This window comes from Microbacterium sp. 18062 (genome assembly GCF_902706225.1).
Lineage (GTDB): Bacteria > Actinomycetota > Actinomycetes > Actinomycetales > Microbacteriaceae > Microbacterium.
In genome coordinates this window covers 19,675-36,080 of the sequence record NZ_CACSKB010000016.1, presented here as the reverse complement: position 1 = coordinate 36,080, position 16,406 = coordinate 19,675, and the positions used below count along the sequence as shown (strand labels likewise).

Genomic DNA, 16,406 nt, shown 5'->3' with positions numbered 1-16,406 from the left:
CACAGCATCGTGGCGGCGTGAACGATGGAGTCCCTGATGACAGAAGCCGAGGCGCGCGGAGCCGTCGTGCGCACGGAGGTCGATCCGTTCGCGGTCGAGACCCTGAACGACCCCGAGGGGTTCGACGAGATGATCCGCGAGGCGGGCGAGATCGTCTGGGTCGAGCGGCACGGCTTCTGGCTCACCGGACGTTACGACGTCGCCGAGGCGGTCTTCCGCGACTACGAGACCTTCGAGTCCTCGGCGGGGACGGGTCTGACCAACACGAAACGGACCGAGAACTGGCGAAAGCCCAGCGTCATCCTCGAGAACGACCCTCCCGGCCATACGAAGTACCGCCGCATCATGACCTCGATCGTGAGCCAGCGGGTCGTGCGCCGGCTCACCGAGCAGTTCCAGGCGTCGGCGGACGCGCTCGTCGACCGCGTGGTCGCGGCGGGCGAGTTCAACGCGGCCAAGGACCTCGCGGAGGCCTACCCGCTCAGCGTGCTGCCCGACGCCGTCGGCTTCACCCCCGAGGGGCGGCAGCATCTGCTGCCCTACTCCAACCTGAACTTCCAGGCCATGGGCCCGCGCAACGAGCTCTACGAGAGCGCGTTCGAGGCGGCGCAGGAGGCCTCCGCCTACGTCAACTGGCAGATGCGGCGCGAGGCGCTGGCGCCCGACGGCCTCGGTCAGACGATCTACGGCTACGTCGACGAGGGGGAGATCTCCGAGGAGGACGCCGGCATGCTCGTGCGCACCTTCCTGTCGGCGGGCGTGGACACGACGATCTTCGGCATCCAGTTCACGCTGCTCGCCCTGCTGCAGAGCCCGGAGTCGTGGGCCATGCTCCGCGACGACCCGGGCCTGGCCCGCAAGGCCTTCGAGGAGGGGCTGCGGTGGAACGCGCCGAGCCCCTTCATCGGCCGCACGGCCGCACGCGAGACGACGATCGGCGCCACGCGCATCGCCGAGGGCGAGAAGGTCATCATGGACCTCGCCGCCGCGAACCGCGACCCGCGGCGCTGGGACGCCCCCGACGTGTACGACCTCACCCGGGACCCCACGGGGCACCTCGCCTTCGGCACGGGCATCCACGGATGCGTCGGCCAGATGATGGCGCGCATGGAGGCGACCTGCCTGCTCAGCGCGCTCGCGCGGCGGGTCGACGCGATCGAGCTCGCCGGCGAACCCGTCCGGTTCTACTCGAACTGGCTGCGGGGGTTCGAGGAGCTGCCCGTACGGGTCACGCTCCGTTAGACGCCCCCGTCCTTTCCGCACCACCGTCCACACATGCACCGAACAACAGGAGAAGAAATGAGAAGAACAGCGATGATGCTGTCCGCCATCACCGTCACGGCGCTGGCGCTGACCGCGTGCGGCTCCGGCGGCGAGCCGGCCGAGACGGCTGCCGAGGGCGAGCTGCAGACGGTCACCGTCGGGGCCGTCCCCGTCGTCGACGTCGCAGCGCTCTACATCGGGGAGGAGCAGGGCTTCTTCGCCGACGAAGGTCTCACGGTCGAGATCGAGTTCGGCCAGGGAAGCGCGGCGATGATCCCCGCGCTGCTCAACGGCCAGTACGACATCCAGTACGGCGGATCGGTCAACGTGCTCCAGGCGGTGGCCTCGGGCCTTCCGCTGGTCGCCACCGCCGCGGGCGGGCGCACGACCGGCGTCGTGGGCGAGGACCACGGCGGCGTCGTCGTGCTCGAGGACAGCGACATCCGCTCCGCCAAGGACCTCGAGGGCAAGACGGTCGCCGTCAACGCCCTCCGAGGCCTCCACGAGGTGTTCCTGTGGCGCGCGATCGAGAACGACGGCGGGGACCCGACGACGGTCGACTTCGTCGAGCTGGCGCTGCCCGACATGGGCGCCGCGCTCGAGTCCGGACAGATCGACGCCGCGTCGACGTCGGAGCCGTTCCTCGGCGTGCTCGGCGGACAGGGCGCGCGCGTCGTGTCGAGCCTCTACGTCGAGGCCGACCCCGAGCTGGTCACGGCGCTGTACTTCGTCACCGAGGAGAAGGCGGCTGAGGACCGCGAGCTCATCGAGAGGTTCAACCGCGCGCTGGAGAAGTCGTTCGCGTACGCGACGGAGAACCCCGACGCGGTCCGCGCGGAGCTGACCAACTTCACGCAGATCGACCCGGCGCTGATCGACACGATGGTCCTGACGAACTTCTCGTGGGGCCTCGACTACGACGATCTGCTGCTGATCGCCGAGCTCGCCTCGGATGCCGGGACCCTCGAGGACCCGGAGGCGGCCGCCGAGAAGGCCGGCGCCTTCGTCCTCGCCGAGTAGGGGTGACGGTCGCCACGCCATGAAGAAGATCATCAACGCCCCCGCCGACGTCATCGAGGACTACATCTCGGGACTCGTGGCGGCGAGTCCCCACCTGGCCCGCGTGGACGGCTGGCCCGTCGTGGTCCGCACGCCCGACGAGCGCAAGGACGACGCCCGCGTCGCCCTCGTCTCGGGCGGCGGAAGCGGCCACGAGCCGGCGCACGCCGGCTACGTGGGCCACGGGATGCTGGACGCGGCCGTGCTCGGACCGGTCTTCACCTCGCCGTCGGTCGACGCCGTGCACGCCGCGATCCGCGCCGTGGCCACCCGGGCCGGTGTCGTGCTGATCGTGAAGAACTACACGGGCGACCGGCTCAACTTCGGCCTGGCGGCGGAGATCGCCCGCGCCGAGGGGATCCGGGTCGAGATGATCGTGGTCGCCGACGACGCGGCCCTGGGGGACGCCTCCAGGGCCGGCCGTCGCGGCCTGACCGCGACGGTCCTGGCGCACAAGATCGCCGGGGCCGCCGCCGAACAGGGGCGCGGCGCCGAGGAGATCGTGCGGCTGGTCGGGCGCTTCCTCGCGGGAGCGGCGACGATGGGCGTCGCCCTCGGGCCGTGCTTCGTCCCGGGAGCGACCGCGCCCAACTTCGAGCTCGCCGACGGCGAGATCGAATGGGGACTGGGCATCCACGGCGAGGCCGGCAGTCGGCGCGGGGCCCTCGTCCCCAGCCGGGAGATCGCCGGCGAGCTCGTCGCGACGCTCCTCGCCGACCGCGCCCTCGCGCCGGGCGAGGACGTCGTCGTGCTCGTCAACTCGCTGGGCGGCACCCCGGACCTGGATCTGCGGATCCTGCACGGCGACATCCTGCGCACCGTGCGGGAGGCGGGGCTGCGCGTGCGGATGACCTGGGCAGGTCCGTTCCTCACCTCGTTGGAGATGCCCGGCGCCTCGCTGACCCTCGCCCGCGCGGACGCCGAGACGCTCGAGCTGCTGGGGGCGCCCGCGCGCGTCGCGGCCTTCCCCGCATCGACGCCGGTGCTCCCGGACGACCGCGTGCAGACCGTTCCGGCGCCGCATCGAGCGCCGGAGGAGCCTGCCGCGGGCGAGACCGACCCGCTCGTCGTGCGCGTCGCGGCCGTCGTCGACGAGATCGCCCGCGCGCTCGTCGAGGCCGAGCCGGACCTCACCGATCTCGACCGGCGCGTGGGCGACGGCGACCTCGGCACCAATCTCGCCCGCGGAGCCTCCGCCGTGCTCGCCGCCGGCGACGCCCTTCGTGCACGCCCACGGGTCGACGCCTACCTCGCCGCCGTCGCCGACATCCTGCGTCGCGAGGTGGGCGGGACGTCGGGGCCCCTGTACAGCCTGCTCGTCCTGGCGATGAGCGAGGAGCTCCGAGACGCGGAGCCGATCGCCGCCGCCTGGGCGCGCGCGTTCGTCGCCGGCGTCGCCCGCATCCGCGCCGTCGGCGGCGCCGCTCCCGGCGACAGCACGATGGTCGACGCGCTCCAGCCCGCCGCCGAGGCGCTCTCCGTCGGCGATGCCGCCGGGGCCGAGCTGCTGGGCATGGCCGCCGCCGCGGCGCGCACAGGCGCCGAGTCCACCGCGGGGCTGCGGCCGTCCCTCGGGCGCAGCAGCTACATCGGTGCGCGGGCCGACGGCATCCCGGACCCGGGAGCCGTCGCCGTCGCGCTGCAGCTGGAGGCAGCCGCGCGGGCCCTGGCGACGGGGACCACGTCATGACCGCGCCGGTCACCTCGCCGACCACGACGGTGCGCACGCGCAGCGCCCGTGCCCCGCGCGCGAGCATCGACCCGCTGGCGTGGGGAGCGGCGGGCATCCTTACCCTCGCACTGCTCCTGCAGGTGCTGCCTGCGAGCGGCCTGGTGAACCCCACCTACTTCCCGCCGCTGTCCGAGATGATCTCGGCGTTGGCCGCGCAGGTGCAGTCCGAGGCGTTCTGGCAGGCGCTCGGGGCGACGGTGCTCGGATGGCTCATCGGCCTGTCGCTCGCCGTCGTCGGCGGAGTGGCGCTGGGCGTCGTGATCGCCAGCGTGCCGGTGATCGACCGGATGCTGGCCTCGACGATCGAGTTCCTCCGCCCCATCCCCTCCGTCGCGCTCGTGCCGGTGGCCGCGCTGCTGTTCGGCACGACGATGCAGGCGACCCTTCTGCTGGTCGTCTTCGCGAGCCTGTGGCCCGTCCTCGTGCAGGTGATCTACGGCGTGCGCGACGTCGACCGGGTCGCCCTCGACACGGCGCGCAGCTACCGGTTCGGCGCGGCGCGGATCGTGCGGACGGTCGTCTGGCCGAGCATGATGCCCTATCTCATCGTCGGGATCCGGCTGTCGGCCTCCGTCGCGCTCATCCTCGAGATCACGGGCGAGCTCGTGATCGGCTCCCCCGGGATCGGCAAGCTCATCGCTCTCGCCCAGTCCTCGGCGGCCGTCTCGACGATGTACGCGCTCGTGCTCGTGACCGCCGTCCTCGGCGTCGTCGTCAACGTCGGCACGCGGCTGGTCGAGCGGCGCGTGCTGTTCTGGCACGCCTCGGTGCGGTCGGAGGGGAGGTGACGATGAAGGCGCTGCGCTGGATACTCGTGACCTTCGCCGTCCCGGTCGTTCTCGTCGCCCTGTGGCAGCTGGTGGCCGAGGTCTCCCGGAGCCTCTACTGGCCCTCGCCCGTGGCGATCGTCGGGGTGTTCCCCGAGACCTGGCTGCAAGGGCGTCTGACCGACGACGTACTGCCGAGCCTGACGCGGCTGCTGGTCGGCTACCTGTGCGCCGTCGTGATCGCCGTGGCCGTCGGCGTCCTGGTCGGCTCGTTCCGCCGGGTGCGGCTGTACACCGAGCCGGTGTTCGAGATCTTCCGCGCGATCCCGCCGCCGGTGCTCGTTCCGATCGTGATGCTGTTCACCGGCTTCGGGGCGAACATGCAGATCACCGTCATCGCGTTCGGCTGCATCTGGCCGGTGCTCATCAACACGATCGAGGGCGTGCGCGGGATCGAGCTGACCCAGATGGACACGGCCCGCTCCTACCGGATCGGCGGATGGCGTCGCCTGATGACGATCACCATCCCCGCGGCGTCCCCCAAGGTCTTCGTGGGCGCACGGCAGGCCCTGTCGATCGGCATCATCATGATGGTCATCAGCGAGATGTTCGCCTCGACCGACGGCATCGGCTTCAACATCATCCAGTTCCAGCGGCTGTTCCAGATCACGCAGATGTGGAGCGGGATCATCCTGCTCGGCGTCATCGGCGTCGTCGCGAACATCATCTTCAAGTTCATCGAGCGTCGGGTGCTGCGCTGGTACGTCGGCATGCAGACGCAGGAGAGGTGACAGACATGTCCACACACGCCACGGAGCCCATGCTCGAGGTCCAGCGGCTGCGCAAGGTCTACGGAAGCGGGCCGACCGCGGTGGAGGCGATCGGCAACCTCGACTTCTCGATCGGGAAGAACGAGCTCGTCTGCATCGTCGGGCCGTCCGGGGCGGGCAAGACGACGTTCCTCAGGTGCGTCTCGGGCCTGCTCGCCCCCACCTCCGGAGAGGTCGTCCTCGAGGGGCGTGCGGTCACCGAGCCGCCCGAGGGCATGGCCGTCGTGCTGCAGGACTACGGGCGCAGCCTGTATCCGTGGCTCACGGTGCACGACAACGTCGAGCTCCCGCTGAAGGCGAAGGGCACGTCCCGCGCCGAGCGCACGAGGCTCGTCGCCGACGCGCTCGAGGCGGTGGGTCTGGCGGCGGCGCACAAGAAGTACCCGTGGCAGCTGTCGGGCGGTATGCAGCAGCGGGTCGCGATCGCGCGGGCCATCGCCTATCAGCCGCACGTGCTCGTCATGGACGAGCCCTTCGCCGCGGTCGACGCGCAGACGCGCGCGGACCTCGAGGACCTGGTGCGGCGGCTGTGGAAGCAGCTGGGGGTCACGGTGCTGTTCGTCACGCACGACATCGACGAGTCGGTCTACCTCGGCCAGCGCGTCATCGTGCTCTCGCACGCCCCGACCTTCGTGCTCGAGGACGTCGCGATCGACCTCCCCGCCGATCGCGATCAGCTCTCCACGCGCGCCCTTCCGGAGTTCGCGGTGCTGCGCACCCGGGTGTACGAGCTGATCCAGCGCGCGAAGCACACGAACTACCGCACGCACGGTCAGGCGACCGCGCCGTGAGCGGGGTCGGGACGATCGCAGGAGGAGAAGGATGCTGACGCTGCAGGTGGCGTCCCGCGTCGACGAGGCGCACGGGATCGCCGGGCTCGTGCTGACCGATCCGCAGGGTCAGCACCTGCCGGAGTGGACGCCGGGATCGCACATCGACGTGCACATCGACCGCCCGGGGCAGCCGGCGCTCGTGCGGCAGTACTCGCTGTGCGGCGACCCGGCCGACCGCTCCGCGTACCGCATCGCGGTGCTGCGCGAGGAGGCGGGCGAGGGCGGGAGCCGCCACCTCCACGAGAACGTCCGCCAGGGGCAGCTGGTACGCGTCTCGGAGCCGCGCGACCTGTTCCACTTCGTGCCGCGCGAGCGGATGGTGTTCGTCGCCGGCGGGATCGGGATCACCCCGATCCTGCCGATGATCGCCGCCGCCGAGGCAGCGGGCGCGGAATGGGTGCTGCACTACGCGGGACGCGAGCCGAGCACCATGGCGTTCGGCGGCCACCTCGAGCGGTACGGCGACCGGGTGCGCGTCTACGTGAGCTCGCTGGGCCAGCGCATGGCGCTGCCGTCGATCGTCGCCGAGGCGGAGGAGGCGGTCGTGTACGCGTGCGGGCCGGCGCGGCTGCTCGACGCGCTCGAGCAGGAGGCGGGCACGGCCGGCGTCGACCTCGTCGTGGAGCGGTTCACGAACGAGAACGTCGTCGAGACGGAGAGCGATCACGCCTTCGAGGTGGAGCTGTCGCTGACGGGCAGGACCATCACGGTGCTGCCGGGCGAGTCGATCCTCGACAAGGTGAGCGAGGCGGGGGTCCCCGCCCCCTCGTCGTGCCGGGGAGGAACGTGCGGAACCTGCGAGACGTTCGTCGTGGAGGGGGAGCCGGACCACCGTGACGCGGTGCTCAACGCGAAGGAACGCGAGGAGTCCGAGGTCATGATGATCTGCGTCTCGCGCTGCAAGGGCAAGCGGCTCGTGCTGGAGCTGTGATGCTCCGGCGCGGCTGTGCCGGAGCATCGACGAGGCGCAAGGCGACCAGTGAACTGAAACTGGTTCATAGATGACCTGAACCGGCTCGACGGGAACGTCTGTGTCGACCCGAACCGTCTTGTGACTGACGGCCGCACCGCCCGGACCGGCGCCGGCCGGGGGCTCAGGGCGCGCAGCCGCAGGAACGCCGGACGACGAACTCCATCGGGAAGACGAGATGATCGGGCGTCGACTGCCGGAAGATCACCCGCTCGACCGCCGCCGCCGCCATCGCCTCGAACGGCTGGCGCACGGCCGTCAGGGGCGGTGAGGAGTACTCGGACTCGCTGGTGCCGTCGTAGCTGACGATCGCGATGTCGTCGGGCACGCGCAGTCCGTGGTCGCGGATGGCCTGCAGCGCGCCGACCGCGATCAGGTCCGAGCCGGCGAGGATCGCCGTGGGGGGCTCGGCCGAGTCGAGGAGCAGGCGGGCGCCGTCGTATCCGCCTCTGCGGTCCCACGTCGTGATCGTCGGTCCCGGATCCGCGATCCCCGCGGCGGCGAGCGCACGCTCCCAGCCCACGCGCCGCAGGTCGATCTGCGGGGACTCGTGCACCCCGAGGATGATGCCGAGACGAGTGTGTCCGTGCTCGATGAGGTGATTCGTCGCCCGGTGGGCGCCGTCCAGAGCATCGGGGCTGATCGTGTGATGGGGGAGCGTGGGGTACGAGTGATCCAGGAAGACGCGGGGGATCGTCGCCTCGGCGATCGAGTAGAGGCCGTGGTCGTGGAGACGGGTGAGGAAGATCAGCCCGTCGATCCCGCGTTCGATCAGGGCGGGGACGAGCAGCCGCTCGCGCTCGGCGCGTTCGTGCGTGCTGGTGAGGATGATGCTGTGCGAGTGCTCGAACGCAGCGGCGTCGATGGCGTCGATGAACTCCGAGAAGTAGGGGTTGACGATCTCCGAGACCACGAGCCCGAGCAGCTGCGTCGACCCGCGCTTCAGCGCGCGCGCGCTCGCGTTCGGCCGGTAGTCGAGCGCGCGGACCGCGGCCAGGACCCGCGCCCGGGTGTCGTCGGCGACGGGGCGGGGGCCTCCGTTGACGACATAGCTGACCACCGCGGTGCTGACGCCGGCGAGGCGCGCGACGTCGCCGCGGGTCGCGCGCGCGGCATCCGTGCGTTCGTCCACGTCGTGACCCCTTCGATGTTCCCGGACGAGGGGGAGGCCACGTGCGCGGCGTCCCCTGCCGCATTCGCGGGCTGCTCGCATTGCACCATACGCCCTTCCGGGGGACGCTTGCGGCGGTGGCGGGCGAGGAGAAATCAGGACGAGGGGTTGCGAACACGGGTATCTACTGGAGTAGATTCGAAGGCAGGCAGATTTGTTCTGTCATTAAGAGCTTTAGGCGCCTTGAGGATGCGGCGCCGTGCATGCCCGAAGGAGGGGTTCCGTGCAGATCGAACCGGAGACGACGTCGGTCGCCCATCTGAGCGCCGGGGGCGTGTCGCTCGTGGTGTCGTTCGCGGGCGGCGCGGCGGGCGAGATCGTGTACTGGGGCCCGGAGCTGGGGGCGGCCTCCGCCGCCGCCCTGCGCGGACTCGCGCGGTCGGCCGACGCGCCGTTCGACGGCAATGCCCCGGAAGAGCCGCTGCGCGCGTCGTGGGTGCCGCTGTCGTCCAGCGGGTGGATGGGGCGCCCGGGCCTCGTCGGACATCGTCCCGACGGCTCGGCGTGGGCGCCCGCCCTCGTGCTTCGCGGCGCTCGGATCGACGGTGACGGGATCACGCGGTCGGAGGACGCCGTCACGGCGGGCGCGTCGACGCTGTCGCTCGATCTGGCCGACGACGAAGCGGGGCTCTTCGTGCGGGTGCGTGCGGAGCTCGTGCCGGAGGGATTCCTCCGCGCGCGGGCCGAGGTCCGCAACGACCGGGAGAGCCCCTATCTGCTCGACGAGCTCGCGATCGCGCTCCCGGTGCCCCTGTCCGCCGACGAGATCCTGGACTTCTCGGGCCGATGGGGCCGGGAGCGGGAGCCGCTCAGGCTGCCCGTCGAGCTCGGCTGCCACCTCCACGAGGGCCGGCACGGACGCACCGGGTTCGACGCCCCCATGATGATGTTCGCCGGCCGTGCCGGGTTCGGATTCGCGGAGGGGACGGTGTGGGGCGCGCATGTCGCGTTCTCCGGCAATCACCGCACCTGGGTGGAGCGCCTCAACAACGGCCGGCAGGTCATCGGGGCGGGAGAGCTTCTCCTGCCCGGGGAGATCGTCCTCGCCCAGGGGCAGAGCCACGTCTCGCCCTGGACCTACTTCGCCTGCGGCGAGGGCTTGGACGCCGTCGCGCGCCGCATCCATCGCTGGCTCCGGCGACAGCCCGGGCATCCCGACACGGCGCGGCCGATCACCCTCAACGTCTGGGAGGCGGTCTACTTCGACCACGACCTCGACAAGCTGAGGCGTCTCGCCGACGTCGCGGCGGAGGTCGGCGTGGAGCGCTACGTCCTCGACGACGGGTGGTTCCGCGGACGGCGCGACGACCGCGCGGGCCTCGGAGACTGGCTCGTGGACGACCGGGTGTGGCCGGGAGGCCTGCATCCCCTGGTCGACCACGTGCGCGCGCACGGGATGCAGTTCGGCCTGTGGGTCGAGCCCGAGATGATCAACGTCGACTCGGATCTGGCCCGCGCGCATCCCGAGTGGATCCTGGCGTCGGGTGACCGCCTGCCGGTGGAGTGGCGCCATCAGCAGGTGCTGAACCTGGCGAACCCGGACGCGTATGCGCACATACGCCAGCGGCTGCTGGACCTTCTGGACGAGTACGAGATCGCCTACCTCAAGTGGGACCACAACCGCGACCTGATCGACGCGGGGGACCGGCGTTCGCACGGGCGAGCCGTCGTCCACGAGCAGACGCTCGCCACATACCGGCTCATGGACGAGCTGCGCGAACGGCATCCCGGGCTGGAGATCGAGAGCTGCTCCTCCGGCGGCGGCCGGATCGACCTGGAGATGGCGCGTCATGCCAGCAGGTTCTGGCTGTCGGACTGCATCGACCCGCATGAGCGTCAGGGCATCACGCGGTGGACCGGTCAGCTCGTCCCGCCCGAGATGATGGGAACGCACATCGCGTCGGCGCACTCGCACACCACCGACCGCGTGTCCTCGCTCTCGTTCCGGGCGGGGACGGCGCTCTGGGGCCACCTCGGCATGGAGTGGGACATCACGGACCTCACGCCGGGCGAACGGGAGCAGCTGTGCGAGTGGTTCTCCTTCTACACGCAGAATCGCGACTTCCTGCTCTCCTCGGACATCGTCCGCGCCGACCGCGTCGAGCCCAGCCTGTGGCTGCAGGGTGTGGTCTCGCCCGACCGTTCCCGGGCGCTGTACCAGCTGGTCGCGCGACGGCGCTCGCCGCTCTCCCCGAGGGGACGCCTCGGGCTGCCGGGTCTCGACGAGCACAAGACCTATCGCGTCCGGCCCCTGCTCGTCGGCGGCGGACCGGAGGGCCTGTTCGCGCCCGGCTGGTTCGGCGCGGACGGTGAGGGGACGGTGCTGACCGGGCGGATGCTCGCGCACGACGTGCTCCACGCGCCGCTGATCTCTCCCGATCAGGTCCTGTTGATCGAAGCGCAGGAGGTGTCCGGACCGCACGGGGAATGACGGACCGGCCTGTCGCCGGTCCATCGCGGGTCCTCGACCGAGGACCGTCCGACGGATACGACTCGTATCCGCCAAGCCGATGATGTCTAGGAAGGACTGACATGCGAAAGAAGCAGATGACCGCCATGGCGGCCGGCGCGATCGCGACCGTGGTCGCCCTCAGCGGGTGCGCGGGCAGCGGATCCGGTGAGACCACCGGATCGGGGGATGCGCTCCAGGTGTATCTCAACATGACCACGGGAAGCGCGCAGTACGCGCAGATGCAGACCCTGGCGGACTCGTTCACCGAGGCGACGGGAATCGACGTCGACCTCACGATCGACTCCTCGAACTTCGAGAACAACATGAAGGTGCGGATGGCGTCGGGCAACCTCCCCGATGTGTGGTCGACGCACGGCTGGTCCGTGCTGCGATACGGCCCGTTCCTCGAGCCGCTGACCGACCAGCCGTGGGCGCAATACGTCGCGCCGGGGCTGGACGCCTCGATGCGGGATGAGAACGGCGATCTGTACGCGCTGCCGATCGAGTACACGGTCGCGGGCCTGATGGTCAACTTCGACGTGCTGGACCAGGCGGGCGTCGATCCGGACGCGATCACGACGATGGACGACCTCACCGACGCCCTCGCCGCGGTGAAAGCCGCGGGCAAGACGCCGATCGTCAGCTCGGGGAAGGACAACGGTCCGGCGGGCGACCTGGCGAACTTCATCGCCTCCGGCGCGTTCAGCTCCGCGCAGCTCGAGGACTTCTCCACCGGCACGTTCGACGCCGACGCCTACGAGTCGCTGGTGCTGGACCCGATCGCCGAGTGGTCGGAGGCGGGCTACTTCAACCCCGACTACGTCTCGGCCACGATCGACGACATGGCTCAGCAGCTCGCACAGGGTCAGGCCGCGATCGCCGTGACGCAGCCGTCCCTGATGACGACCGCCCTGACCTTCAATCCCGACGCGAACATCGGGTTCATCCCGTTCGTGTCGCAGGACGGACAGTATCTCGTCGGCGGCGAGGGCACGAACGCGCTGGGCGTGTGGAAGGACAGCCCGCGCAAGGAGGAGGCGCTGGAGTTCCTGGACTTCCTCGCCGACCCCGTGAACGCCGTCCCGCTCGTCGAGGCGATCGGGACGTACTCGGGGCTGACCAACGTCACCGTGGACCTCGGCACGCTGCAGGCCAGCTACGACGAGTGGGTGGCGCCCGGTGAGCTCGAGACGCTTCCGTTCTTCGACCGGGTCTACCTGCCCAACGGCATGTGGTCGACCATCGTCTCGTCGACGGATGCGGTGATCGCGGGCCAGAGCACCGCGACGACCGCCGTGGACCAGATGGAGACCCAGTACGAGACCCTCTTCAACGGGTGAGCCCCGACCGACCGGAACGGATCCGCGGGGTGACGCGCGCGAACGTGTCGCCCCGCGGAGGAAGCGAGCAGAGATGACCGAGACACGCGCGCTCGTCGCGCCGCGACTGAGACCACGGGGCCGCGCGCGGTGGCGCGGTGCCTCCGTGAACGTGATGTACCTTCCGACGCTCCTGCTGTTCGCGGCGTTCATCGTCTACCCCGTGATCAGCGGGATCGGCATCGCGATGACGAACTGGGACGGCTACTCGCCGACCAGCAGAAACGTCGGCCTCGACAACTTCTTCCGGCTGCTCTCCGACGGCAACTTCGGCACCGCCCTGCTGAACACCCTCGTCTACGGCATCGGCAGCACCGTCATCCAGCAGGTGCTCGGGCTCGGGCTCGCCGTCCTCGTAGACAGCAAGCTCCGCGGGCGCAACCTCGCCCGTGCGGTGATCTACCTTCCGGTGCTGGTCTCGCCGGTGGTCATGGGGACGATGTACTACCTCGTGTTCCGCTACAACCAGGGTGCGCTCAACGACGTGCTCCAGCTGTTCGGCGCGGCACCGGCGGCCTGGCTCAGCGACGCCGGTTTCGCGGTCGCGGTGATCGTGCTGATCAACTCGCTCCAGTTCGTCGGGATCTCGATGATCATCTATCTGTCCGGCCTCCAATCCGTCCCGCGGGAGATCAAGGAGGCGGCCGCGCTCGACGGCGCCGTCGGCTGGAAGCAGTTCCGCGCGATCACGATCCCGCAGCTGATGCCGGCCTTCGCCTCGAGCGTCGTGATCAACCTCGTCGGCGGGCTCAAGCTCTACGACATCGTGCAGGTGCTCACCGGAGGCGGCCCCGGCTATGCGACGAACTCGGTCTCGACCCTGATCGGCAAGACCTACTTCGGCAACCAGGCGGCCGGGTACGCCGCCGCGCAGGGACTCGTGCTGTTCCTCATCATCGCGGTGGTCACGGTCGCGCTGAACGTGTGGTTCGACCGCCGGCGCACGCGGATCGAGGGGTGAGACCATGAGCACGCGAGTCAAGGTCCTGTCGGGCAGCGCCCTGATCCTGTTCTGCATCCTGCAGATCGTCCCGTTCTACCTGGCGCTGACGACCTCCTTCAAGCAGCAGTCCGATCTCTCCTCCGTCTGGCTGTTCCCGTTCGACGGCGCGACCGTCGACAACTTCGTCTCCGCGATCGACGACGGCAACGTGATCCGCGCCATCCTCAACTCGGCGATCGTCACGGTTGTCGTCACGGTGCTCACCTGCCTGCTCGGAGCGCTCGCGGGATACCCCCTGGCGCGGCGCCGATCGGTGCTCAACCGCGGCGTCGAGGTGCTCATGCTGGGCGTCATGATGGTCCCGCCGCTGACGATCCTGGTCCCGCTCTACTCGATGCTCAACCAGATGAAGCTCCTGAACACCTATCCCGGGCTCATCCTGCCGCTGCTGTGCCTGTCGCTGCCGCAGGCGGTCTTCCTCTACACGCAGTTCATCCGCTCGGTGCCGACCACCCTGGAGGAGGCGGCACGGGTCGACGGCGCGGGACGGATGCGGATCTTCTTCCAGGTGCTGCTGCCGCTGCTCAAACCCGTGACGGCGTCCGTCGTGATCCTCACGGCGGTGAACGTGTGGAACGAGTTCGCGCTGAGCTCGTACATCATGTCCGGCGACCAGATGCGCACGCTCGCGCCCGCGATCGCCTCGTTCTTCGGCGCGCAGGGATCCAACGTCAACGCGGCGGTGGCGGCCGCGCTCCTGGGCGTGCTGCCGGTCCTGGTCGCCTATGTCTTCCTCCAGCGGTACTTCATGAAGGGAATGCTCGATGGCGCAGAGAAATGACCCGGCGGCTCGGGACGAGAGCTCCTGGACGTGGGACACGGGTGCCCTGCGTCTGGAATTCCGGTGGGACGACCGGTCGCCGGTCCGGCTCGCGGCGTGGGAGGTGGACGGGCTGGCCTGGGGCGGCGCGGACGCCTCGTCGTCGCGGCCGATCGCCGAGGTGCTCGTGCGTGGGCACGGGCGGGCGTGGAACAACACGCGCCTGACCCACACGGCCACCGGCCAGGCGCTGCGTCATGTCGCGCACGCGGAGTCGTGGGAGGGCGACGATCCGGTGGCGACGATCGTGCAGAGGGCGGAGGACCCGCCCGTGGAGCTCGTCACGCGGTTCCGCGCGACGAGCACCGGAGCGGTGCAGGTGACCGCCTCCGTGAGCAACCTGGGCTCCGCCGACCTCGTCGTCGACGCGGTGCCGTCGGTGTCGATCGGAGCCCTGGTGGCCCCGGGCGAGGCCGCCGAGGAGCTGCGCCTGGTCGAAGGACGCTCGGAGCAGCTGGCCGAGTTCCGCTGGTCGAGCCGCCCTCTCCGCGGCGATGGCGCGCTGGCGGACGTGCGCACACACGCCCATGCGAACCAGTCGGCGAGGGGCATCGTGGAGGCCACGGGCCTGTCGACGTGGTCGACGGCGGCCCTGCTTCCCGCCGGGATGCTCGTGAACGAGCGCTCCGGCCGCACCGTCGCGTGGCAGGTGGAGAACAACGGCGCCTGGCACTGGGAGGTCGACGACATCCGCGACGGCGTCGACGCCTTCGTCCTGGTGCTGAGCGGACCGACCGATCTTCACCATCAGGCCTCCGTGCGGCTCGCGCCGGGCGAGCGCTTCGAGACCGTTCCGGCGTCGGTGTGCTTCGCGCGGTCCCCGGAGGACGCGGTGGCCTCGCTCACCCGGCATCGCCGGCGCCTGCGTGCCGCGCACAGCCGTCCCGAGGCGGTCGTCGTCTACAACGACTACATGAACACCCTCGACGGGGATCCCTCGGAGGCTGCCGACGCTCCGCTGCTGGAGGCGGCGGCGCGCGTGGGCGCGGACGTGTTCTGCATAGACGCGGGGTGGTACGCGGACGCGGGCATCGACTGGTGGTCGACGGTCGGCGACTGGGAGCCGTCCCTCGGACGCTTCCCCTCGGGGCTGGGCGCCTTCGCGCAGCGCATCCGCGATCGAGGGATGATCGCGGGCATCTGGATGGAGCCGGAAGTGGTCGGCGTGGGATCCGAGGCGGGACGCGCCCTCCCCGACGAGGCGTTCCTGCAGCGGGGCGGCGTGCGCATCCGGGAACACGATCGCTGGTTCCTCGATCTGCGCAGCCCCGCGGCGCGGCGTCACCTCGACCGTGCCGCGGATCGATTGCTCGGCGGGCTCGGCTTCGGGTACGTGAAGCTCGACTACAACGTGACGCCCGGCTCCGGCACCGACCGTGCCGCGTCCTCGGCCGGGCATGGCCTGCTCGAGCACTCCCGGGCATACCTGGCGTGGTTCGGGGAGCTTCGCCGGCGCTACCCGCACGTGGTGTTCGAGAACTGCGGCTCCGGGGCGATGCGCGCGGACTTCGCGCAGCTGGAGGTCTTCGACCTGCAGTCGACCTCGGATCAGCAGGACCCGCTGCTCTACCCGGTCATCGCGGCGGGTGCTCCGATGATGATGCCGCCGGAGCTCGCAGGCAACTGGGCGTATGCACAGCCGACGATGTCGCTCGAGCAGATCGCGTTCACGACGGTGACCGGGCTCGCGGGTCAGCCGTACCTCTCGGGCTTCTACGACCGTATGACGGCTCAGCAGCTCGCGCTGGTGGCGGACGGTGTCCGGGTCCACCGGGAGATCCGAGCCGACGTCTCCGCATCCGTCCCCTGGTGGCCGGCCGGCTTCCCCGCGTGGGACGAGGCCGTCGTGACGCTGTGCCTTCGCGCGCCGGCGCACACGTACGTCTACGTGTGGAACCGGGCCGGCCGGCCGGTCGAGCTCGCGCTCGGGGCGGGCGCCGCGGAGCTTGAGACGGTCTACCCGGTGCAGCTGCCGCCCTGGGGGCTCGCCGACGTGGCGGAGGAGCCCGGAACGGTCCGGATGACCCCGGCCGGCACGGGCGGCAGAGCCGAGCCGTCGGCGCGGGTCTACCGCTTCCCCGCGCCGCATCCCGCCTGATCCGCGATCCGCTCGAGCGCGTCGACCAC

At 70.6% G+C, this 16,406-nt stretch carries 13 protein-coding genes; 12 read left to right on the top strand and 1 reads right to left on the bottom strand.

The genetic code is table 11. The annotated features are described in order from the left end of the window. The first annotated feature begins 36 nt into the window (after nucleotides 1-36). From GVL03_RS07985 to GVL03_RS07955, 7 genes are all read left to right on the top strand, one after another. On the top strand, nucleotides 37-1,242 hold the full coding sequence (locus GVL03_RS07985) for a cytochrome P450 (RefSeq protein WP_159500464.1): 1,206 nt from the start codon (nucleotides 37-39) through the stop codon (nucleotides 1,240-1,242). Nucleotides 1,243-1,314: 72 nt separating this feature from the next. Further along, nucleotides 1,315-2,283: an ABC transporter substrate-binding protein gene (locus GVL03_RS07980; protein WP_159500463.1), complete on the top strand. Its 969-nt coding sequence runs from the start codon at nucleotides 1,315-1,317 to the stop codon at nucleotides 2,281-2,283. 19 nt (nucleotides 2,284-2,302) lie between these two features. Beyond that, nucleotides 2,303-4,012: a dihydroxyacetone kinase family protein gene (locus tag GVL03_RS07975; protein WP_159500462.1), complete on the top strand. Its 1,710-nt coding sequence runs from the start codon at nucleotides 2,303-2,305 to the stop codon at nucleotides 4,010-4,012. Continuing rightward, on the top strand, nucleotides 4,009-4,842 hold the full coding sequence (locus tag GVL03_RS07970; protein WP_159500461.1) for an ABC transporter permease: 834 nt from the start codon (nucleotides 4,009-4,011) through the stop codon (nucleotides 4,840-4,842). The genes GVL03_RS07975 and GVL03_RS07970 overlap by 4 nt, the downstream gene beginning before the upstream one ends. 2 nt (nucleotides 4,843-4,844) lie before the next feature. Further along, nucleotides 4,845-5,612 (top strand): ABC transporter permease, encoded by a 768-nt coding sequence (locus GVL03_RS07965; RefSeq protein WP_159500460.1) that lies wholly within the window; start codon nucleotides 4,845-4,847, stop codon nucleotides 5,610-5,612. A gap of 5 nt (nucleotides 5,613-5,617) precedes the next feature. Further along, the gene (locus GVL03_RS07960; protein ID WP_159500459.1) at nucleotides 5,618-6,442 is read left to right on the top strand and encodes an ABC transporter ATP-binding protein; all 825 of its coding nucleotides are present in this window, start codon (nucleotides 5,618-5,620) and stop codon (nucleotides 6,440-6,442) included. Between the two features lie 31 nt (nucleotides 6,443-6,473). Then, on the top strand, nucleotides 6,474-7,415 hold the full coding sequence (locus GVL03_RS07955) for a PDR/VanB family oxidoreductase (RefSeq protein ID WP_159500458.1): 942 nt from the start codon (nucleotides 6,474-6,476) through the stop codon (nucleotides 7,413-7,415). A gap of 163 nt (nucleotides 7,416-7,578) precedes the next feature. Here the strand turns inward: GVL03_RS07955 and GVL03_RS07950 are convergent, their stop codons facing one another. Next, nucleotides 7,579-8,586, bottom strand: coding sequence for a LacI family DNA-binding transcriptional regulator (locus tag GVL03_RS07950; protein ID WP_200847100.1), 1,008 nt, complete (start codon nucleotides 8,584-8,586; stop codon nucleotides 7,579-7,581). A gap of 262 nt (nucleotides 8,587-8,848) precedes the next feature. On the opposite strand from GVL03_RS07950, the gene GVL03_RS07945 reads away from it, so the two are divergent. From GVL03_RS07945 to GVL03_RS07925, 5 genes are all read left to right on the top strand, one after another. Further along, nucleotides 8,849-11,056, top strand: coding sequence for an alpha-galactosidase (locus GVL03_RS07945; RefSeq protein ID WP_159500456.1), 2,208 nt, complete (start codon nucleotides 8,849-8,851; stop codon nucleotides 11,054-11,056). A 101-nt stretch (nucleotides 11,057-11,157) separates the two neighbouring features. Further along, nucleotides 11,158-12,417 (top strand): ABC transporter substrate-binding protein, encoded by a 1,260-nt coding sequence (locus GVL03_RS07940; protein ID WP_159500455.1) that lies wholly within the window; start codon nucleotides 11,158-11,160, stop codon nucleotides 12,415-12,417. 73 nt (nucleotides 12,418-12,490) lie between these two features. Beyond that, nucleotides 12,491-13,417: a carbohydrate ABC transporter permease gene (locus GVL03_RS07935; protein ID WP_159500454.1), complete on the top strand. Its 927-nt coding sequence runs from the start codon at nucleotides 12,491-12,493 to the stop codon at nucleotides 13,415-13,417. A 4-nt stretch (nucleotides 13,418-13,421) separates the two neighbouring features. Further along, nucleotides 13,422-14,240: a carbohydrate ABC transporter permease gene (locus GVL03_RS07930; protein ID WP_159500453.1), complete on the top strand. Its 819-nt coding sequence runs from the start codon at nucleotides 13,422-13,424 to the stop codon at nucleotides 14,238-14,240. Next, entirely contained in the window at nucleotides 14,224-16,377 is a 2,154-nt protein-coding gene (locus GVL03_RS07925; protein WP_159500452.1) for a glycoside hydrolase family 36 protein, read from the top strand. Before GVL03_RS07930 ends, GVL03_RS07925 begins: the two co-directional genes overlap by 17 nt. Nucleotides 16,378-16,406: the final 29 nt, after the last annotated feature.

What these genes read in the sequence shown, in the direction of transcription:
- GVL03_RS07985 (WP_159500464.1), top strand. Translation starts at nt 37, where the DNA reads ATGACAGAAGCCGAGGCGCGCGGAGCCGTCGTGCGCACGGAGGTCGAT.
- GVL03_RS07980 (WP_159500463.1), top strand. Translation starts at nt 1,315, where the DNA reads ATGATGCTGTCCGCCATCACCGTCACGGCGCTGGCGCTGACCGCGTGC.
- GVL03_RS07975 (WP_159500462.1), top strand. Translation starts at nt 2,303, where the DNA reads ATGAAGAAGATCATCAACGCCCCCGCCGACGTCATCGAGGACTACATC.
- GVL03_RS07970 (WP_159500461.1), top strand. Translation starts at nt 4,009, where the DNA reads ATGACCGCGCCGGTCACCTCGCCGACCACGACGGTGCGCACGCGCAGC.
- GVL03_RS07965 (WP_159500460.1), top strand. Translation starts at nt 4,845, where the DNA reads ATGAAGGCGCTGCGCTGGATACTCGTGACCTTCGCCGTCCCGGTCGTT.
- GVL03_RS07960 (WP_159500459.1), top strand. Translation starts at nt 5,618, where the DNA reads ATGTCCACACACGCCACGGAGCCCATGCTCGAGGTCCAGCGGCTGCGC.
- GVL03_RS07955 (WP_159500458.1), top strand. Translation starts at nt 6,474, where the DNA reads ATGCTGACGCTGCAGGTGGCGTCCCGCGTCGACGAGGCGCACGGGATC.
- GVL03_RS07940 (WP_159500455.1), top strand. Translation starts at nt 11,158, where the DNA reads ATGCGAAAGAAGCAGATGACCGCCATGGCGGCCGGCGCGATCGCGACC.
- GVL03_RS07935 (WP_159500454.1), top strand. Translation starts at nt 12,491, where the DNA reads ATGACCGAGACACGCGCGCTCGTCGCGCCGCGACTGAGACCACGGGGC.
- GVL03_RS07930 (WP_159500453.1), top strand. Translation starts at nt 13,422, where the DNA reads ATGAGCACGCGAGTCAAGGTCCTGTCGGGCAGCGCCCTGATCCTGTTC.
- GVL03_RS07925 (WP_159500452.1), top strand. Translation starts at nt 14,224, where the DNA reads ATGGCGCAGAGAAATGACCCGGCGGCTCGGGACGAGAGCTCCTGGACG.